This window comes from Fructobacillus pseudoficulneus (assembly GCF_900108455.1).
Lineage (GTDB): Bacteria > Bacillota > Bacilli > Lactobacillales > Lactobacillaceae > Fructobacillus > Fructobacillus pseudoficulneus.
Window position 1 is genome coordinate 73,495 of record NZ_FNWS01000005.1, and the last position, 17,828, is coordinate 91,322.

At 42.1% G+C, this 17,828-nt stretch carries 22 protein-coding genes; 6 read left to right on the forward strand and 16 right to left on the reverse strand.

Features of this window, described 5'->3' with window-relative positions; genetic code table 11:
- Position 1: 1 nt before the first annotated feature.
- Together BLW39_RS05230 and trhA are read right to left on the reverse strand one after the other, a co-directional pair.
- Positions 2-646 carry a carbonic anhydrase family protein gene (locus BLW39_RS05230; protein ID WP_059378920.1) on the reverse strand — a complete coding sequence of 215 codons (645 nt, stop codon included), beginning with the start codon at positions 644-646 and terminating at the stop codon, positions 2-4.
- An 18-nt stretch (positions 647-664) separates the two neighbouring features.
- On the reverse strand, positions 665-1,312 hold the full coding sequence (gene trhA, locus BLW39_RS05235; protein WP_059378919.1) for a PAQR family membrane homeostasis protein TrhA: 648 nt from the start codon (positions 1,310-1,312) through the stop codon (positions 665-667).
- 158 nt (positions 1,313-1,470) lie between these two features.
- On the opposite strand from trhA, the gene BLW39_RS05240 reads away from it, so the two are divergent.
- A complete protein-coding gene (locus BLW39_RS05240) occupies positions 1,471-1,818 on the forward strand; it encodes an iron-sulfur cluster biosynthesis family protein (RefSeq protein ID WP_059378918.1) in 348 nt (115 codons plus the stop codon).
- 82 nt (positions 1,819-1,900) lie between these two features.
- Here the strand turns inward: BLW39_RS05240 and BLW39_RS05245 are convergent, their stop codons facing one another.
- The 4 genes from BLW39_RS05245 to BLW39_RS05260 all read right to left on the reverse strand — a co-directional run bounded on the left by BLW39_RS05245 (position 1,901) and on the right by BLW39_RS05260 (position 4,085).
- A complete protein-coding gene (locus BLW39_RS05245; protein WP_059378915.1) occupies positions 1,901-2,794 on the reverse strand; it encodes a DegV family protein in 894 nt (297 codons plus the stop codon).
- A gap of 36 nt (positions 2,795-2,830) precedes the next feature.
- Complete coding sequence (locus tag BLW39_RS05250; RefSeq protein ID WP_059378911.1) at positions 2,831-3,181, reverse strand: fluoride efflux transporter FluC; 351 nt, start codon at positions 3,179-3,181, stop codon at positions 2,831-2,833.
- Positions 3,174-3,593: a fluoride efflux transporter FluC gene (locus tag BLW39_RS05255; protein WP_059378910.1), complete on the reverse strand. Its 420-nt coding sequence runs from the start codon at positions 3,591-3,593 to the stop codon at positions 3,174-3,176. Before BLW39_RS05255 ends, BLW39_RS05250 begins: the two co-directional genes overlap by 8 nt.
- Before the next feature lie 63 nt (positions 3,594-3,656).
- Complete coding sequence (locus tag BLW39_RS05260) at positions 3,657-4,085, reverse strand: Rrf2 family transcriptional regulator (RefSeq protein WP_059378908.1); 429 nt, start codon at positions 4,083-4,085, stop codon at positions 3,657-3,659.
- Positions 4,086-4,168: 83 nt separating this feature from the next.
- On the opposite strand from BLW39_RS05260, the gene BLW39_RS05265 reads away from it, so the two are divergent.
- The 4 genes from BLW39_RS05265 to BLW39_RS05280 all read left to right on the forward strand — a co-directional run bounded on the left by BLW39_RS05265 (position 4,169) and on the right by BLW39_RS05280 (position 7,738).
- Positions 4,169-4,771, forward strand: coding sequence for a nitroreductase family protein (locus BLW39_RS05265; RefSeq protein WP_059378906.1), 603 nt, complete (start codon positions 4,169-4,171; stop codon positions 4,769-4,771).
- A 315-nt stretch (positions 4,772-5,086) separates the two neighbouring features.
- Complete coding sequence (trpX, locus tag BLW39_RS05270; RefSeq protein ID WP_059378903.1) at positions 5,087-6,088, forward strand: tryptophan ABC transporter substrate-binding protein; 1,002 nt, start codon at positions 5,087-5,089, stop codon at positions 6,086-6,088.
- Positions 6,088-6,990: an ABC transporter permease gene (locus tag BLW39_RS05275; RefSeq protein ID WP_059378901.1), complete on the forward strand. Its 903-nt coding sequence runs from the start codon at positions 6,088-6,090 to the stop codon at positions 6,988-6,990. The genes trpX and BLW39_RS05275 overlap by 1 nt, the downstream gene beginning before the upstream one ends.
- Positions 6,983-7,738 carry an ABC transporter ATP-binding protein gene (locus tag BLW39_RS05280; protein WP_059378899.1) on the forward strand — a complete coding sequence of 252 codons (756 nt, stop codon included), beginning with the start codon at positions 6,983-6,985 and terminating at the stop codon, positions 7,736-7,738. Before BLW39_RS05275 ends, BLW39_RS05280 begins: the two co-directional genes overlap by 8 nt.
- Before the next feature lie 52 nt (positions 7,739-7,790).
- Here BLW39_RS05280 and BLW39_RS05285 read toward each other — a convergent pair whose 3' ends face one another.
- The 4 genes from BLW39_RS05285 to tyrS all read right to left on the reverse strand — a co-directional run bounded on the left by BLW39_RS05285 (position 7,791) and on the right by tyrS (position 11,489).
- Positions 7,791-8,093 (reverse strand): hypothetical protein, encoded by a 303-nt coding sequence (locus tag BLW39_RS05285; protein WP_059378897.1) that lies wholly within the window; start codon positions 8,091-8,093, stop codon positions 7,791-7,793.
- Positions 8,094-8,167: 74 nt separating this feature from the next.
- Positions 8,168-8,932 (reverse strand): ABC transporter permease, encoded by a 765-nt coding sequence (locus BLW39_RS05290; protein WP_059378895.1) that lies wholly within the window; start codon positions 8,930-8,932, stop codon positions 8,168-8,170.
- A gap of 17 nt (positions 8,933-8,949) precedes the next feature.
- Positions 8,950-9,861, reverse strand: coding sequence for an ABC transporter ATP-binding protein (locus BLW39_RS05295; protein ID WP_059378893.1), 912 nt, complete (start codon positions 9,859-9,861; stop codon positions 8,950-8,952).
- 380 nt (positions 9,862-10,241) lie between these two features.
- A complete protein-coding gene (tyrS, locus tag BLW39_RS05300; protein WP_059378891.1) occupies positions 10,242-11,489 on the reverse strand; it encodes a tyrosine--tRNA ligase in 1,248 nt (415 codons plus the stop codon).
- Between the two features lie 435 nt (positions 11,490-11,924).
- Between tyrS and BLW39_RS05305 the strand changes: the two genes are divergently transcribed.
- Complete coding sequence (locus BLW39_RS05305; RefSeq protein ID WP_059378889.1) at positions 11,925-13,778, forward strand: FAD/NAD(P)-binding protein; 1,854 nt, start codon at positions 11,925-11,927, stop codon at positions 13,776-13,778.
- A gap of 24 nt (positions 13,779-13,802) precedes the next feature.
- Here the strand turns inward: BLW39_RS05305 and BLW39_RS05310 are convergent, their stop codons facing one another.
- The 6 genes from BLW39_RS05310 to rnpA form a co-directional block, all read right to left on the reverse strand.
- Positions 13,803-14,690: an alpha/beta hydrolase gene (locus BLW39_RS05310; protein ID WP_059378887.1), complete on the reverse strand. Its 888-nt coding sequence runs from the start codon at positions 14,688-14,690 to the stop codon at positions 13,803-13,805.
- A 120-nt stretch (positions 14,691-14,810) separates the two neighbouring features.
- Complete coding sequence (locus tag BLW39_RS07025) at positions 14,811-14,975, reverse strand: hypothetical protein (RefSeq protein WP_158705828.1); 165 nt, start codon at positions 14,973-14,975, stop codon at positions 14,811-14,813.
- Between the two features lie 19 nt (positions 14,976-14,994).
- Complete coding sequence (locus BLW39_RS05315; RefSeq protein WP_059378886.1) at positions 14,995-15,498, reverse strand: MscL family protein; 504 nt, start codon at positions 15,496-15,498, stop codon at positions 14,995-14,997.
- A 75-nt stretch (positions 15,499-15,573) separates the two neighbouring features.
- Positions 15,574-16,497, reverse strand: a complete 924-nt coding sequence (locus BLW39_RS05320) for a magnesium transporter CorA family protein (RefSeq protein WP_059378885.1) — start codon at positions 16,495-16,497, stop codon at positions 15,574-15,576.
- 116 nt (positions 16,498-16,613) lie between these two features.
- Entirely contained in the window at positions 16,614-17,462 is an 849-nt protein-coding gene (locus BLW39_RS05325; protein ID WP_059378884.1) for a membrane protein insertase YidC, read from the reverse strand.
- Positions 17,446-17,808, reverse strand: a complete 363-nt coding sequence (gene rnpA / locus BLW39_RS05330; protein ID WP_059378882.1) for a ribonuclease P protein component — start codon at positions 17,806-17,808, stop codon at positions 17,446-17,448. Before rnpA ends, BLW39_RS05325 begins: the two co-directional genes overlap by 17 nt.
- Positions 17,809-17,828: the final 20 nt, after the last annotated feature.

The window sequence follows — 17,828 nt, forward strand, 5'->3', positions numbered from 1 at the left end:
CTTATTTAGTTTGAGCATCACGCAAAGGGTGGCGTTCCACCACCCGGCCAGCCAACGGTTGGCAGTCGCGGTGGTTTTCAGAATAGGCCTGTTTAAAAGTGGCTAAATCTTTTTGATTTATCCCCAACGGTTCAGCCAGCAAAAACCAGCGAATACCTTGTTGCAGGGGCGGTGTTGTCAGCGTACCCACGTAAGAATAAGCCAGCGACTTAATTTTTGGCAAAAAGTCTTGCAAGTCCGCCGTTTTACTCTTTTCTTGAAAAAGTGGTGTTAACAGTGGTTCTTGCTGATGATCTTCTGTTGCCAAAATTGCCAAAACCATCGTTTGCCCCTGATCATTTTGGCAAACAAAGTGAATTTCGGCAGCGAAGCGCCGACCATCAACGAGGTGTTCGGCCCCATCGTGGACGTGAAAACGAATTAACTGCCAAGACTGACCGTTTAACTGCAATTCTCCTTCACAGTAAAATTGGTCCCCCGTCACTTCGGCGTTCTTACGAATTGGGGAAGTTTTAATTCCGGACCAATCGACCAACCAAGCATCTCGGTCAACAACCAATTTGGTATCAATAGCAATTGGGGATTCACCGATACTGTTGGTCGTATATTTCCAAGCACTTTGATAGCGATAATCAAGCTTTTGCATCATGATTTCCTTTTCTGGTTAAAGGGTGATGTAGATTGAAAAATACATCAGCCCAGCGCCCACTAAGACAAAGACATGCCAATAAACATGCCCCATCGGAATTTGTGGGACTAAGTAAAAAATCGTTCCTAGTGAGTATACCACTCCGCCGGCTAACAATAACCAAAACGCCGTCGCCGAAAGCGTCGTCCACAAAATCGGCATGGCCACGATAATCATCCAGCCCATCACCAAATAAATCAGTACTGATAGCCAGGGAAAGCGACCAACAAAAAACAGGTCATAGACTAAACCGGCGATGGTCATTGCTAGAATCGCTCCCCAAATACCCCAGCCGGCATAACTATGCAGGACTAACCAAGTATAAGGTGTATAAGATCCTAAAATAACCAAATAAATTCCGGCATGGTCCATAAATTGAAAAACTTTTGCCGCTTTAGTGAAAATCAGCGAGTGAAAGAGTGTTGATGCTAGTAAAAACAAAGAAACCGAGGACAAATAAATTGACACCGCTGCTATTTCAAGCCCCGTCACCGGGCCTTGAGCGATTTTTAGTGCCAAAAAAACACTGGCAATAATCGCTAAAATAAAGCCCACACCATGAGTTACGGCGTTCAAAACCTCATAGACAATTTGATAAACTTTTCCATGTTTCTTAATTTCCATTGATTTTTTCCATTCTGTTAAACCGATAAAACGGCATTTTTTAATAAATATAACTTATCATTGTTAGAAAAATAAAACTATACCAATTGACAAGTTCTGCCAGCTGTTTTATAATAATAACTGTAATATATGATATTTGCTGAATTGGAGGATTATTTATGAAGATCACATTTACACAAGCTGCTATCGACCGTTTGCAAAAGTTCACGGGCGACGACGTTAAGATTGTTTTGGACTTTGACGATGGTGTTGGTCCATTTTCTAACGAAGCGAACTGCACACTGGCCCTCTCATTTAACCTCTTATTCGTGAACAAGGATCAGGACTTGTCAGAATTCGGTTCAGTGCTTGATTCAAACCTTGGCCCAGTTTATGCTAAGCCTTACTCAACCCAACAAATGGACGAAGACATGACAATCGACGTCAACGCTAAGTACCTCCGCTACTCCCTTGCCGGACGTGGTGGTGAACTTGATCCAGCTCTTGGCATCAAGCAAATTGCTTAATCAGCCATGTTTCTGCTTAATATTAAAAAGTCAGCCCTGCGGCTGGCTTTTTTCTATCTACAAAAACAAATCGACCGAACAATTAGAATTCTTTCGCGACAACTTGCCAGTCTTTTGACCAAATCACAGCCATCGCGCCATCACCGGTGTGAACACCAATGACCGGATCCATGCTGGCCCGTTCAAAGCTAACCGTTGGGTACTTGGCTTGGAAGTCCTTCAGCCATTTATCACCCAATTTGTGATTATTACCATCAATAATATAGGCACGAACAGGATAATCGGCTTCTTTCAAGTAAGCTTCAAAAGCTTCTTGAATTTGGTCTTTGGCTCCAGACATCTTGCGGGCCTTGCCAACAACGCCAATCTTTCCTTCACCCATGATATCAAATTCCAGGATTGGCTTAATATTAAGCAGACCACCAATCAAGGCTTGTCCTCGTGAAAGTCGACCCGTTCGCTTCAAATGTGAAATGTCGTTAACGACTAGACGCACACCAAGGTCTTTTTTAAATTCGTCTAAGGCGCGACTAATTTCGTCAAGCGACTTACCTTCTTTGGCCAAAGTTGCCGCAATCAATGCTTGGGCTGCTTGACCCATGTTCGTCAACTTTGAATCAACAACTAGAATGTCATCCAGTCCATCAAAATCGTCAGCAACTAACTTTGCTGTTTGATAGGCCCCTGAAATTCCAGATGACAAGGTAATAATTACCGCTTGGTTATAACCCGCGGTCTGAGCCTGGTTCAAGGCTTGTTCCCATTCGGCCGGGCTTGGTTGTGAGGTTGTTGGTAAAATTTTCTTTTCATCCATTAACTGAACCAATTCAGCCAATGACGTCAAATCTTTACCACCAAAATAAGTTTCTTGCCCAAATAAGATTGGTACGGATACTTCAATAATTGAATATGAATTGCGGATTTCAGCCGGCAAGGCCGCTGATGAGTCCACAATCACCACTGTTTTTTTATTCATCTTTTTACTCCTAATGCTTTGCAATATTTTACCATATTAGCGCAGCCAGACTCCAACCGCTTGACCAATGAAAAATGCCAGCGAGCCTGCGCCGACCTGGAGGAAAAGATAGATAACCTGCTTTAAGACACCATTTTTTTGGCCAGCTTGCGTCATCATCGTCGAAAAGGTCGTCAAACCGCCCAAAAAACCTGTTTGCGTCAGTAAGGCTGAATGGTTGCCTTGGCCTAACGTCACCACAAAACCAAGCAAGAACGAGCCAAGAATATTGACGGCCCAAACACCGGTCAAGTAGTCAAAACGACTCGGCCACCATAGCAAGAGCAAGTACCGGCACAGTGCACCAACACCCGCACCCACCATTACCAATAAATAATTATCAAGCATTGGTCATCTCCTTTCTACTATTATTGATATCATTAACAAAAATTTGTCCGAACTTTTGGCCAATTAAGACCAAAAGCATACCAATGAATAATGAAGCAAAAAGGTAAAGGGCCGCCAAGGCTGGTTGGTTCTTACTTAAAGAAAAAACTTGTAAAATCATTGTGCCAAAGGTCGTAAAGCCACCCATGATGCCGGTCCCTAAAAATGATTGCCAATAAGCCGGTTGTGCTAATTTGTGACTTAAATAGGCGCCAAGGAAGGCTAATAAAAAGGCACCCAACCAATTAATGAAGAGCGTTGTTAACGGCCAATGACCAATGACTGGTAAGAAATTGCAAAAATAGCGCAATAAGCCACCCAATGCACCACCAGCAAAAACAACAAGTGCTTCAATCCTCCGATTTGTTTCCATCTTGACGGCCTCCTTTGAACTTAGAGTAAATTATAAACATTCCAACAAAAAAATTCAGCCCTCTTAGTGCTGAATTTCGCGAACATCGTTGACCAAGTCGGCCAAAACCATTTTATTTAAGATTGCTAAGACATCACGATCAATTTCATCATAATACTTAGAAAGTGCTTGACCAATTGAAGAACCAACCGGACACTCAGGGTTAGTATGCTTGTCCAAGGCAAAAACGGAAGCGCAGTCCTCAACGGCTTGCAAGACATCCGCAAAGGTAATGGCTTGGCTGTCCCGCGCAAGAACTGGACGACCAGGGTAGTCCCCTTCTCGTTTTAGGATTCCTGCATTTTGTAAGTCAGATAAGAGTGCCCGAACACGGGAAGGGTTCGTGTTGATTGAACCGGCAATTGTCTTTGAGCTCAGTGAGTCATCAGGCCGAGCGGCCGCGATATAAACTAAGATATGAAGGGCATTGGTTAAACGTAATGATGGTTTCATAATTTTTTTCCTTGTATTTTTCTAAAGTCTATTATAACATATAGTTGTACTTTTAAAAAATACAACATTCAAGGAGACAGACTATGTCAGAATTTCTAGATTTGCAAAAGAAGCGTCGCTCAATTTATGGCCTTGGCAAGAACGTCAAGCAGACACCAGCTGAATTGAACACAATCATTAAAGAAACAATTGAAAATACGCCATCTGCTTTTAACTCACAAACAGTACAAGCAGTGGTTTTGACTGGTGCTGCTCACCAACGTTTGTGGGACATCACTTTGGCCGAATTGGAAAAGGTTACTCCTGCCGAAGCATTTGAAGGAACAAAGGCCAAGGTTAACGGTGCATTTAAGGCCGGCTTTGGAACTGTATTGTACTACACTGACACAAACATTGTGAAGGGCTTGCAAGAAGGCTTCCCACTTTATGCTGATAACTTTCTTGACTGGGCAGAAGAAGCAATCGGAATTTCAGCTTACGCCGTTTGGATGCGTTTGGCAGAAGAAGGACTTGGCGCAACTTTGCAACACTACAACCCATTAATCGATGCTGCCGTTGCCAAGGAACTTAACTTGCCTGAAAACTGGGTTTTGCGTGGTCAAATGCCATTTGGTTCAAGCGAAGCTCCTGCTGGCGAAAAGGATTACTTGCCTGAAGACGTTCGTTTCCGTTTCTTCCAAGACTAATCTCATTTTTTAACGAATATTTTCATTTTTCCTTGACAGCCCTTGGGCGGTCTTGTATGCTTAACTTAACTTAACTTAACTTTTAGATGTTTAAGGAGCGCAACATGCGTCAGTCTACTCTACAATTGAACCGCCAATGGTGGCGCCGGTAGGAAAGCAGCTTGATCGGATATGGACAAGCTGTGACAACAGTTTTGTCCCAACCGGCTCCTTTGCAATGCATTAAAAAGTCTGTTTGGGTAAATCAACACACCCAAGCAGGCTTTTCTTTTTGCCTAAAAACTGGGTGGCGTTAGTAGTTTCAAGGAGAAGAAGATGAATAAACGTTTATTATCCGTTTCGTCATTAATTGCTCTGTTCTTGGTCGTTGCATTTTTTACGACCGGCAACAGCAATCACACGAATAAAAAAGGCATTCCAACAGTTGGAATTTTGCAGCTAGTCACTCATCCGGCTCTTGATCAAATTCATCAAGGCGTAATCGATGGTTTGAAGGATGGCGGTTACACTGCTGGTAAGACCGTTAAAATTGACTATCAAAACGCGCAAGCTAATCAAGCCAATTTGAAAACGATGGCTCAGGGTTTTAGCGATAAAAATGAAGATTTAACAGTGGGAATTGCCACACCGGCCGCCATCTCCCTAGCGAAAGCGGCTAACGGTAAAACACCAGTGATTTTAGCCGGAATTACCAACCCATCGGGATCGAAGTTAGTGAAAACGGATGCTCATCCTGGCGCTAACATTACTGGGGTCGGCGGTGACTCTCCTTATGAAAAGCAGATTGCTGTCTTCAAGGAAGTTTTGCCAAAAGCAAAGACAATTGGAATCGTTTCGACTTCTTCTGATGCCGGTGGTACTTACAATGCGAAGAAAATGACCAAGGCATTAGAAAAGGCCGGTTACCAGGTCAAGAACTATACAATTGCTTCTACTAATGACATGCAGCAAATTGCGACTACCATGGTCGGCCAAGTTGATGCTGTTTACGCACCACAAGATAACGGTGTTGCCACAGCAATGAAGACTTTGGTCGCCGTTGCTAACCAAGCACATGTGGCTGTCATTCCTGCCGCTGACTCAATGGTTAAAGATGGCGGCCTGGTTACTTTTTCTAATTCACAGTATGAAATTGGTTATCAGGCTGGTCGGATGGCTGCTCAAGTTCTTAGTGGTAAGAAGAAAACCGCAACGATGCCGGTTTACAACGTCACTAAGGGAAATTACGTCATCAACCAACAAACAGCGAAGACGCTTGGCATCACTTTGCCAGCCGATATCGTCGCAAAGGCTGAAAAAGCTGGGGAGGTCTTCTAATGTCAATTGTTGTCTCAAGTATTTCTCAAGGGATTTTGTGGGCCGTTTTGGGCCTGGCCCTCTTCTTAACTTTTAGAATTTTAAACTTTGCCGATATGACGGTTGAAGGTTCATTCCCACTTGGTGCCGCAACAACCGTTGCTTTGATTGCTCACGGAACGAACCCTTACCTAGCCTCTTTGGCTGCCATTGTTGTCGGCGCCTTAGCCGGTCTGGCAACCGGTTTACTTTATACCAAAGGTAAGATTCCAATTTTGCTTTCCGGAATTTTGGTCATGACCGCCTGCTTATCAATCAACCTCCGCATCATGGGTTCAGCTAATATTTCTTTGCTGAATCAAAAGACAATCTTCTCTGGTTCATTTTTGCAAGGTTTGCCTAAGTACTTTGACGGTGTCTTTGTTGGACTGATCATCATTACCGTTATCACTCTAGCCCTCATCTGGTTCTTACAAACTGAGCTCGGTCAGGCCTTTATTGCGACTGGTGACAATGCCAAGATGGCTTCAGCCTTTGGTATCAAAACTGATCAAATGACCATCATGGGCTTAATGGTTTCTAACGCGATGATTGCCTTTGGTGGCGCCGTGATTGCGCAAAACAATGGCTTTGCTGACATTAACATGGGAATCGGCATTATCGTGATTGCCTTGGCTTCAATTATCATCGGTGAAGTTGTCTTTGGCGATTTGTCATTAAATCAACGTTTGGTCGCTGTCGTGATCGGTTCCATCCTTTACCGTTTAGTCTTGCTTGCTGTCTTGCAACTCGGCTTCTCAACCAACGACTTAAACCTGATTTCATCAATCATTCTGGCCTTTGCCATGGTCCTACCACAGGCACGCCATTTCTTAAAGTTTGACAAAGTGCTGAATAGTTTAGGGGGTAAAAATCATGACTGATCCAGTAATTTCATTAAAAAACGCCACCGTGACGGTCGGCAACCAAACTGAAATTTTAAAGGGTTTAAACCTTGATATTTATCCCGGCGACTTTATCACTGTTCTTGGAACAAATGGGGCCGGAAAGTCTACTCTATTCAACACCATTTCAGGTGACTTAGAGTTAAGTGCCGGCTCAGTCTTCCATCAAGGGAAAGACATTACGAAGGTGCCGGCAGTGAAGCGGACTTCCTTTATCGCCCGTGTCTTCCAAGATCCGAAAGTTGGTACTGCTCCACGAATGACAGTTGCCGAGAACTTGCTCTTAGCCGAGAAACGCGGTTCAAAGCGCACATTGCGCAACCGACGGCTAACTGCCGAAAAGTTGGACCATTATCGGGAACTTACCGCTAAAATGGGTAACAATTTGGAAGACCGTTTGCAAACGGCGGCTGGATCTCTATCTGGGGGTCAGCGACAAGCGCTTTCCTTCCTAATGGCTATCCAAGTTAAGCCGGGCTTACTCCTACTCGATGAGCATACCGCTGCTTTGGATCCCAAGACCTCTGCTCAGTTAATGGATGCTACCAACCATCAGGTTGTTGATAATCATCTAACAGCTTTGATGATTACTCATAACTTGGCCGATGCTCTTACCTATGGAAACCGCCTAATCGTCCTCAATGCCGGAAATGTTGTTCTTGATGTTGCTGGTGCTGACAAAGATGCTTTAACCGAAGAAAACTTGCTTGAGTATTTTGTTCATTAATCATGACAATTAAAAAGGCCACGCTGATTGCGTGGCCTTTTTTTATTGCTTTTTATAAGTCCATTCCTGAACCATTTGTATTAATTCGATCGAACACCGTAAAAAGATGTTCCCTTTCCGTCAGCCGATATTTTTTACTCTTTCGGTCAAAGATAATTTCTGATTTGATGTCATCTTCAATTTGTAAATCTTCCAAGAACTCTCGAATGGCTGCAATATCACGTTGGACCGTCTTTCGACCAACGAAGAACAAATTTTCAATTTCGTCAACGCCCATCGACTGCTTTGAAATCAATACAGAATACAAACGAAGAATTCGTTGCTTATCGTTATAGGCTGCCGCTTTCCTTGACATGGTTTCCTCCAAGCTGTTTTGCTACTCTTCGAAATTTACTAGGTTAAAAAAAGGACCGTTCCCAGTCCTTCTTATTAAACCGATCGACGGTTAAAGATCCAGTAAGCCAAACCATAAATCAAGACGAGATAAACGCCATAAACCGTAAAGATTACCCAAGGATCAGTACCAAAGTAGGCTTGGTACTGTAGCTTTGATAAGAATGTACCATCATATGAACGAACCGCTTCCAAAATTGTGAATGGGTTCCACTTCAAACCACTCCAGAATTGAACCAAATAAATCGAAATTGTCGAAATAATTGAGGTTACCATTGACATCACAATCCCCAAACTAATCGCTGCTGCAGCCGACTTGGCCACATTGGCAATCAGCAAGACAATCGCAATGAAGAAGAGGGTTACCAAAAATGAAATTCCTTGTGCGTAGAAGAACTGACCAAAATCAATACTTGTACCGGTTTTACCATGCATCCAAATAAAAATTTGGCGACCGATAAAGCTTCCGACAAAGGCGATCAAGGTCATTAACACCGCTTGAATTAAGATAATCAATAATTTTGAAATAAAAACTTGCAACCGTGAATATTGCCGGGACAATAATGGCCGAATCGTACCAAAAGTAAATTCCTGACTAAAAGTCAAAGCGGCAATCACCGTGATAAAGATGGAAAGAACAATACTTGAACCACCGAATTCTGCAAATCCTGCAGCTTGAGTACTAGCAGAAAGCACAAACGGCAAAATAATAATTGGCAAAACAAAGATAATGATTGCCCAGATATAGACCCGGTTTTGCTTCCAGGCCTTCATTGTTTCTTGTTTTAGTAAAGTAAACATAACTTCTCCTTTTCAGCCTAGACGCGCGTTGCATCTGTCGACAAGACTTCTAACAAGTGATCTTCCAGGTTTGTCTTTCCTGTTTGAATATCACTGACTTCAAGTCCGGCTTCCGTCGCCTTGGCCAAAACAGTTTGTGCTGAAACACCATCCGTTACTGTAATTGTAACGTGGTCGTCTTTTGCTGTAGCTTCCCAACCAGCATCTTTAGCAATTGCTAGCATCTTTTCGTTATCATTCGTTTGAACGTTAACGGCTGACTTTCCTTCAGCTAAGAAATCAGCCATTGTATCACGACGTAAGATTTTACCCTTATTAATGATGACAACATCGTCGGCTAAGCGTTGCAATTCATCTAGTTGGTGAGAAGAAATCAAAAATGAGATGCCTTTTTTAGCCAAAGTTTGAATCAAGTTACGGATATCGCGAACCGATTGTGGGTCTAACCCGTTCATTGGCTCATCCAAAACAACCAGTTTTGGATTTCGAATCAAAGAAATCGCGATTCCTAAGCGTTGCTTCATTCCTAATGAGAATTTTTTCGCCTTGCGCTTACCAAACTTTTCGCCATCAATCCCTGTTAAATGCATCAATTCTTCGATATCAGCATGGTCCTTGCTGTCCATCGCATAATAATTCATGTGATCTCGAGCAGTAAAATTAGGATAGATTGATGGGTACTCAATCAAGTTTCCCATCTTAGCTAATGAACTGGTTTTAGCAAGACTGACTAGCTTCTCATCAAAGATGATTTCCCCGTCTTTGTATGACATCAACCCTGTAATTGCTCGCATGGTCGTTGACTTACCGGCCCCATTGGGACCAATCAAGGCAACAATTCGTCCAGTATCAACTGAAAACGAAACGTTGTCCATGGCCTTGTAAGAACCAAAGTTCTTTGACACGTGGTGCAGTTCTAATAATGACATTAATGCTGTCTCCTTTATTTTGATAACGCTACCTGCGATTGCTTAGTAAGATGATCAAAACTTTTTAGCTCGATGAAATCTTTCAGCCAACCCCATTATAACAAAGCTAACTACAAGTTCAAAAATTGTCTCTCTACTTAGAGAAAATTTTAGGGTAATAAAAGGCCCCCTGGAATAATCCAGGGGGTCGTTCATCTGCTGAACCTTCATTCCGGCACGGGAGAGAAGGTATAAATTAGGTTTAGAGAGAAGTATTTATAGATGTGCCGGAATGAAGTTTTTGATGTCCGATATATTACTATATCGATGTCTTTAGTATAGGTCGCTGAGATTAAACTAAAGTTAAAGGAATAAATATATTTGATTAAGTTTTTTACAGCTTATTTAACAGTGCCCAAGAAGTACTTCTTCTTACCCCGTCGAACCAGGATGTATTGACCATCATAGGCTTGGCTTGGATCAATTTCCGTTGTGACATCCTGTTGCTTTTGGCCGTTAATCGTAATCGCCCCATTCGTGACATCTTCGCGCGCCTGCCGCTTTGATGATTCAACGCCAGCATCCACCAAGAAATCAACAATGTTTTGCTTGGCAGCTGTTGTTTCAAATCCAGGTACACCAGCGAAAACATCCTTAATTTGTTGGACCGTCAGGTTGGCCACATCACCAGAGAAAAGCGCCTTTGACAGTGCTTCCGCTTCTTCTACCGCTGCTTGTCCGTGAACAAAGCGCGTGACTTCCTCAGCCAAACGCTTCTGACCCAAACGGGCACCCGGATTTTCTTCAACTTCTTTTGCCAACTCATCAATCTCTGCTGGTGTTAAGAAGGTAAAGTACTTCAAATACTTCACGACATCTTCATCGCGTTGGTTATACCAGAATTGGTAAAAAGTATATGGTGAAGTCTTTTCGGCATTCAACCAGATTGCGTTTCCTTCTGACTTACCAAACTTTTTTCCGGTTGAGTCCGTCATCAAAGGAATCGTCAAACCAAAGGCTGGTGCATCCGCTCCTTCAACGGTGTGAATCAAATCAACCCCAGCGGTAATATTTCCCCACTGGTCCGATCCCCCAATTTGTAAACGAACATTTTCTTCTTGCCAAAGGTGTAAGAAGTCAACCGCTTGTAAAATTTGGTAAGTAAATTCGGTATAAGAAATCCCCGTTTCGAGTCGGGAAGCAACGACATCCTTTTTCAACATCACATTGACTGAGAACAGTTTACCGTAGTCACGGAGGAATTCTGGTAAGGTCATTGGGCTCAGCCAGTCGGCATTATTAACAATCGTTGTGCCATCAGATCCAAAGAGTTTCGTTACTTGGCTAGCAATTCCTTGCTCATTTACTTTCAGTTGTTCTTCTGAAAGTAGCTGGCGTTCCGTTGTTGGTCGTGGATCACCAATTGAACCGGTGGCACCCCCAACAATAATCACGGCTTTTCCACCAGCTTTTTGGAAGCGTTTCAAAACCATGAATGGGATCAAATGACCAAGGTGGAGTGAATCCGCGGTAGGATCGGTTCCGACGTATGCACCAATTTGCCCCTCATCCATTGCCTTTAACAAACCAGCTTCATCCGTCACCTGGTTAACAGCGCCTCGCCATTTCAAATCTTCAATAAAATTCATCTTTTTCTCCTTTACCTTCAAGACGCCAACAAAAAACGCCCTAATCATTTCTGATTAGGGCGAATTCTCCGCGGTACCACCTAAATTGCTTGATTTCCAAGCCACTCATTTAGCCTTTAACGCGGGACAAGTCGTCATCGAGAACTGTTGTGTAACTCAGTATTGGGGTGGGTTAGCTTCCAGCGACCGCTAACTTTCTGTTTGTTCCACCGACCAAACCTTTGCAACAAATGATAACCCTATTATAGCAAATGTTTTTTAGCTTTGCAGATGATTCATTCTAATCACTTTTTTTTTCCGATAGTTTAGAGTAAAATTAGTTTATAAATGGAAATTTCTTCGAGTACCGGGTTTATTTTTTTAAACAACCCCTTATACATCGTCTTGCTAACGTTTTTCGTTGGCTTTTTATTTCCTCATTGAATTGGAGGATTTATGAAAATTGCTTTAATTGGAGCTGGTCCCCGAAACTTAGCTGTTTTGGACCGTTTAATTCAAAAAACACCCAGCAATCAATCATTAACGGTTGATCTTTTTGACCCCTACCCAGTCGGTGGTCGTGTTTGGAACCCCTTTTTTAAGGATAACCAAACCTTCTTGATGAATACCTTTGCCAATCAGGTCACTCTATTTAACGACTATGATAATAACCAGACTAACGAGGGTTCTTTGTCGCCAAATTTGTTGTCGTGGGCACAGTCTTTTGCTTTAGAGTATTTAGAAAAACACCCAGAATATGACATCGCCTATCGCGAAGAAATTATGGCGTCTGTTACTAGTAACACCCATACTTCTCGTGGTCTGATGGGCGTTTACGCGGCTTGGTTTTTTGAACAATTATCATCTATTTGTCCAGAAAATATTTCAATTAACTTCCATCAGGAAACGGTTACTGATTTAACTAAAACCACTGACGGTTTTCTTTTAACCGCTGAATCTGGTGAAAGCTATCAAACCGATGACGTCGTTTTCGCTCCAGGTCATTTAGATGCTAAATTAACCGATAAGAAAAAAGACTTAGCCCACTTTGCACAGGAAAAGTCTCTACATTATTACCCAGCTTCTCATCCAGCTGAAAATGATTTTTCAGCCCTTGATAACAATGACACTGTTTTGATTCAAGGTTTAGGCCTATCTTTCTTTGATGATTTACTGACTTTAACCGCCGGCAAAGGGGGAATATTCCTTACTAAAAAGGATGGATCGTTGTCATATCAGAAGTCAGGTCATGAACCTCACTTAGTAATCGGTTCTGGATCCGGTTTGCCACCCCGTGCGCACGGAACAAATCAAAAAGGTGCTAGTGAGCTTTACCATCCTTTGTTTTTCACCTTACCTGCTTTAAAGGCTATTGCGGCAGAAAATAATGGTAAAGTTCCCTATTCCACTTTCCGCTTTATTTTAAACCGAGAATTAACCTATAAGTATCTCGTTAATTCAATTCATCAATTAAAGGACCTTAGCGAGAGCAAAAAAGCTGAAGTCTTAGAATTTATCAAAAACCCTGATAACTGGTTACTTGTTAATGATGAGTTCAACTTGAATTTAAATACTGAAATTTCATGGGATAAACAAGCTAACCCTACTCGGGACATGAAGTCAGGCACAGCATTCAAGAAGTTCTTCATTCAGCATTTGAAAAAGGACATTCAATCCGCACAGTTAGGCAATCAAGAGTCACCACTAACTGGCGCTTACGACATTTTGCGTGATTTGCGTGGAACTGTTCGCTATCTTTACGATAACCGTTACTTCGATGAAGATGATTACCAAAAACTACTGACAGACTTTAAACTCTTTGACACGCAGCTTTCAGTTGGCCCTCCATTAATTCGCATTCAACAGTTACTAGCCCTAATTGAGGCGAAAATTGTAACCATTACTGGTCCAAACTTCAGTGTCGCTCACGATAATCAATCCTTTATCGCCACTGATCGCTTCGGCGATACTTATCACGGAACAGCCTTAATCGAAGCCCGTCTTGGACGCATTGATTTCCGGACTGCAGATAGTCCATTGATTCAATCATTAAGACAACAAGGTCTGATTACCGGTGACAACCGTATCACCAACCCCGATGGAACGGAACTCTTAGAAAATACAATCAAAGTTGATCCAGCAACTTATCAAGTTATTGATCACGATAATCAACTAGTCAAAAACTTCTTCATCACTGGTATCCCACTTGAGGGACAGCGCTGGTTTACGACGGTTATTCCTCGTCCTCACACGCAAACAATTGCCTTTGTTGAGGCAGCAACTGTTGTTAATCAAATTTTTGCTAAATAAAAAGCAGCCTTCTGGCTGCTTTTTTTATTGCTGTAAAAAGTTATATTTTTGTTGATAAATTTCTATTGTATCATAATCAAAAATGCCGTGATGACCACCCTCAATCAAGTGGAAGTCTGCATCCTTCCCTGTCATCTGACGATACCGCTCAATCATCTCTTGACTTTGCTGATATGGTACGACTTGGTCATCACTACCTGCATAGGCAATAACCGCCGGCATTTTTTCGGTGAAATAATTTGCCGGATTTCCTTGGCTCACCCCGGTTGGGTTTTCTGTCACCGACAATCCAGCCAAAGCTAGGCCTTCAAAAGAAATCGCTTGTCCCGATTCAGCATACTTTGGCTGAATCTTTTCTTCAGCAAACTGTCGAGCGAACTGATCAAATTCATAAGGACCGTAATTAGCAATAACGTGCTGTACTTTTGGCAGCCCCGTCAGATCATCGTCTGCTTGAATATGTCCCAACTTGACCCCAGCAGTAACTGATGCTGCATATAGGAGTGCTAGTTGTGCTCCAGAAGATTCCCCCGCCAAATCAATTTTATCTGCAATCAAATGATACTTATCTGCTGATTGATTCAATAACTTAATGGCCGCCCGCATTTCCGCAATTTGTTTTGGGAATGAAAATGAACGAGAAGAAATTAATGAGTAGTTCATTGAAGCAACTGCATAACCATCTTTCACCAACTTCAAACTTGGTCCTAATTTGAACGATGATTTTTCTCCTCGTACCAGACCTCCTCCTTGCAAATCTAACAAGAGTGGTGCTTTATTTTCCGTCTTTGGCAAATACAAATCGAGCAATTGCCATTCTTCTGGCCCGTATTGAATATTTTTGATTGTTTGGCCAACATAATCAGGGACTTCAACTGGTTCAATTGTTATTTTGGCATCTTTGAATAACATTTTTCGCTCCTGACTGTTTTACGTGAAACATTAGAAGATAGTGTTTCACGTGAAACACCTAAAATAAAAAAGCCCGAACAGGCCCAGACTTTACCTTATCGCAAACTTCTTAAACGATTCTTAATTTTTATCGCGATTGCCCCAAACAAAGGCAATCAACAAAATCACCGTTGCTAAGTTAGCACAAACTAATGAAAATGCCTCGGCGTTGAATGCCCAAGATGCAATTGAAATGAACATCAAAACTAAAGCTAAAATAGTAATGATAACAGTTGGTTGTTTCATGATATTTCCTCTCTAAACTTTATTCCTTAGATGACTTAGTTAATTCAGCTAAAATTTGTTTTTGCAACTCAGAATTAGCACGAACCAAGTCATTATTTTCTTTTTGTAATTTTTGCAAAGCCATCATATCAACATGGGGTTCATCATAACCCCATTTTTCAGATTCGGATCCAATCAATTTGTTATTGATAAATTGAATCGTATAGTAGACCGCTAACGCAATCGACAACATCGTCAACAATGAAGTTAAAAAGGACGTCCAGGCAGTCTGCGTAGCATCAAAGTACAGCGGGTGGCCAGCAAAAAAAATCCAACGCCATAATGAATACAACAAATGGGCGATTAGTGAAACCAAATCCTTAATTGCGGCACCAAAAGCATTTCCAACAACAACGGAAATGACAAATGTTAGCAAATTCGGCGCAAACAGAAAGCGCCGAAAGGACACCCAACCAGCAGAAGAGCGCTTTAACAATAAATTACGTTGCTCGAGGAGCTCTTTTTTTCGGGCAGCTTTTGACATAACTCTCCTTTCCAAAAACAAGAAACATTTCTAATACTCATTATACGACTTGTTTTACCGTAATAAAAGTAACACTTACTTTTTTAAAAACCCATAGTGGTAGAACAAATAAGTCGCCCCAATCATCATCAAAAACATGATGATGATGGTCACCCACCAGCCATGAGCACCATGCGCAAATGGTAGGTAGTCAACGTTTTCACCATAGAAACCGGAAACAATCGTTGGAATCGTGAAAACAATTGAATAAACCGTTAACACCTTCATGGTCCAGTTCAAGTCACGATTTCCCAACGACCCCGTCGCATCTGAAACCGCATTAATCACTTCCATGGCTAATCCTGCCATATCGCGCGCCTGTTCCACCTCAACCCGGACAGCATCGATCCGATCAGTTTGCTCTTCATTTAAATGGTCTTGATAAGAACGCTTGACCTGGTTCAGCATAATTAAGTTATTGGCCAACGAGTTCTGCAAGTAAATCATTTGTATCTGTAAATGAAGCAAATCGTTAGTATGCTTGGTCAATTGCTTTCGATTACCAAATTGAGCCTGAATTGCTCGCCTTTGCCGGTTAATTTCAGTAATCTCATCACCATACATCGTCATCAAGGGGTAAATGCCGTCAATCAAAAAGTCAAAGGCAGACATTTGTTCAACCGCTTCTCCCTGGTCATCCGTTTGCAGAGACAAAAAATCCTTCTTGATATAATCGGTTGGTCGATGCGCAAAAGTATATAAATCACCGTGGACCAAGACAATGCCGATTGGTCGAGTCAAAACCGGCTCTGGCTCAGCAGAAATCACATCTAAAATAATCAGTGCTTCATTGACATCCGGATCAAACTCCATCCGCACGCTTTCATTATTATCATTAGCATAACCAAGCATCTGTTCCGTTAACCCGTGCTCGGTCAATAACGACTGCTTGTCCTGGCTATTCATGTTGGTCACATGGTACCAAGAAAAATGTTCTGTTTGTTTTAGTGTCTCAATCATCAGAGCATCATCCCTTTCCAAGCAAAATCTTCACCCCTTATGATAGCAGACTTACCCGCACAAGCAAACAAAAAAGCCCCCTGCTACAAGCAGGAGACTGGATTTAGTATCAAAATTTAACGGTGCTTCTTTTTCTTTGAACGAGTGGCCTTGCGAATCATTCGTTCCTTGTTCTTAACAAGTGCGGCTGCTTCTTCACGTTCTTTGCGCATCTTGAATGGATTTTGCAAGAAGAACGTTTGAACCGTTTGGAACAAGTTACTGATTACCCAGTACAAAGAAACAGCTGAAGGAACTGCTAATGCCGTAAACAAAATGATGAATGGGAAGATAAATGGCATCACCTTCGTCATCGTGTTTTGCTGTGGGTTAGCTTGCGTTGACAACCAAGAAGAAGCAAAGGTAAACAGCGCAGCCAAAATTGGCAAAATATAATAAGGATCTTGGTGACCCAGGTTCAACCATAAGAAAGAACCTGAACGCAAAATCGGTGAATTATGAATTCCCTGGTACAAGGCAATCAAAACTGGCATCTGCACCAACAAAGGCAACATTGATGCGAATGGCGAAATACCACGATCCTTGTACAACTGTTGCTGAGCAGCAGCCAACAATTGTCGACTTTCAGCATCACGACCAGGATATTGTTCCTGCAAGGCCTTAATTTCATCTTGCACGCCTTGCATCTTCTTCATTGAATCAATTTGATAAACCATCAATGGCAAAATCACAAATCGAACCAAAATCGTAAAGACGATGATTCCCAAACCATAAGATGAAGAGAACCATGATGAAACACCCAAAATTGAACGAATAAAGATTGCAACAAAACCGCCCCAAAGACCGGTTCCGCCAACGTGTCCAGAATAAGACATATCAGCAGCAATAATACCAACAATTGCCAAAACTGCCATTAAAATTGGTAAAAGCCCAATTGTTTTATACCATTTACTTAGTCGAGCCATGAGAATCTTCCTTTAATAAGTTTGCCAGCTTTAACACATGTTCCAGCTGTTGCTTGATGAATGCCTGAGATTGGTGTGCAACTGCCGGACGGGCAATCACTAGAATATCAGTTTCGGAATCAATCAACGGTTTTAATTCCAAAAAGCTTTGACGAATACGCCGCTTTACATGAACACGGTCATGTGCCTTACCGATTTTTTTACCCACTGAAAGTCCCAAGCGAAAGTGCTTTTGTTCTTGTTTCTTCAACCGATACAAAACAAAGTACTTATTGGCCACCGATTGGTGGTGGTCAAAAACTTTTTGAAACTCGGCAGGCTTTTTTATCCGAAATGTCTTACGCATGGGATACCACCTAATTATTT

What these genes read in the sequence shown, in the direction of transcription:
- BLW39_RS05280 (WP_059378899.1), top strand. Translation starts at nt 6,983, where the DNA reads ATGACTGATCCAGTAATTTCATTAAAAAACGCCACCGTGACGGTCGGC.
- BLW39_RS05320 (WP_059378885.1), bottom strand. Translation starts at nt 16,497, where the DNA reads ATGATTGAGACACTAAAACAAACAGAACATTTTTCTTGGTACCATGTG.
- BLW39_RS05315 (WP_059378886.1), bottom strand. Translation starts at nt 15,498, where the DNA reads ATGTCAAAAGCTGCCCGAAAAAAAGAGCTCCTCGAGCAACGTAATTTA.
- BLW39_RS05265 (WP_059378906.1), top strand. Translation starts at nt 4,169, where the DNA reads ATGTCAGAATTTCTAGATTTGCAAAAGAAGCGTCGCTCAATTTATGGC.
- BLW39_RS05245 (WP_059378915.1), bottom strand. Translation starts at nt 2,794, where the DNA reads ATGAATAAAAAAACAGTGGTGATTGTGGACTCATCAGCGGCCTTGCCG.
- BLW39_RS05290 (WP_059378895.1), bottom strand. Translation starts at nt 8,932, where the DNA reads ATGTTTACTTTACTAAAACAAGAAACAATGAAGGCCTGGAAGCAAAAC.
- BLW39_RS05305 (WP_059378889.1), top strand. Translation starts at nt 11,925, where the DNA reads ATGAAAATTGCTTTAATTGGAGCTGGTCCCCGAAACTTAGCTGTTTTG.
- BLW39_RS05240 (WP_059378918.1), top strand. Translation starts at nt 1,471, where the DNA reads ATGAAGATCACATTTACACAAGCTGCTATCGACCGTTTGCAAAAGTTC.
- BLW39_RS05285 (WP_059378897.1), bottom strand. Translation starts at nt 8,093, where the DNA reads ATGTCAAGGAAAGCGGCAGCCTATAACGATAAGCAACGAATTCTTCGT.
- BLW39_RS05250 (WP_059378911.1), bottom strand. Translation starts at nt 3,181, where the DNA reads ATGCTTGATAATTATTTATTGGTAATGGTGGGTGCGGGTGTTGGTGCA.
- BLW39_RS07025 (WP_158705828.1), bottom strand. Translation starts at nt 14,975, where the DNA reads ATGAAACAACCAACTGTTATCATTACTATTTTAGCTTTAGTTTTGATG.
- BLW39_RS05275 (WP_059378901.1), top strand. Translation starts at nt 6,088, where the DNA reads ATGTCAATTGTTGTCTCAAGTATTTCTCAAGGGATTTTGTGGGCCGTT.
- BLW39_RS05255 (WP_059378910.1), bottom strand. Translation starts at nt 3,593, where the DNA reads ATGGAAACAAATCGGAGGATTGAAGCACTTGTTGTTTTTGCTGGTGGT.
- BLW39_RS05325 (WP_059378884.1), bottom strand. Translation starts at nt 17,462, where the DNA reads ATGGCTCGACTAAGTAAATGGTATAAAACAATTGGGCTTTTACCAATT.
- tyrS (WP_059378891.1), bottom strand. Translation starts at nt 11,489, where the DNA reads ATGAATTTTATTGAAGATTTGAAATGGCGAGGCGCTGTTAACCAGGTG.
- BLW39_RS05230 (WP_059378920.1), bottom strand. Translation starts at nt 646, where the DNA reads ATGCAAAAGCTTGATTATCGCTATCAAAGTGCTTGGAAATATACGACC.
- BLW39_RS05310 (WP_059378887.1), bottom strand. Translation starts at nt 14,690, where the DNA reads ATGTTATTCAAAGATGCCAAAATAACAATTGAACCAGTTGAAGTCCCT.
- rnpA (WP_059378882.1), bottom strand. Translation starts at nt 17,808, where the DNA reads ATGCGTAAGACATTTCGGATAAAAAAGCCTGCCGAGTTTCAAAAAGTT.
- trhA (WP_059378919.1), bottom strand. Translation starts at nt 1,312, where the DNA reads ATGGAAATTAAGAAACATGGAAAAGTTTATCAAATTGTCTATGAGGTT.
- trpX (WP_059378903.1), top strand. Translation starts at nt 5,087, where the DNA reads ATGAATAAACGTTTATTATCCGTTTCGTCATTAATTGCTCTGTTCTTG.
- BLW39_RS05260 (WP_059378908.1), bottom strand. Translation starts at nt 4,085, where the DNA reads ATGAAACCATCATTACGTTTAACCAATGCCCTTCATATCTTAGTTTAT.
- BLW39_RS05295 (WP_059378893.1), bottom strand. Translation starts at nt 9,861, where the DNA reads ATGTCATTATTAGAACTGCACCACGTGTCAAAGAACTTTGGTTCTTAC.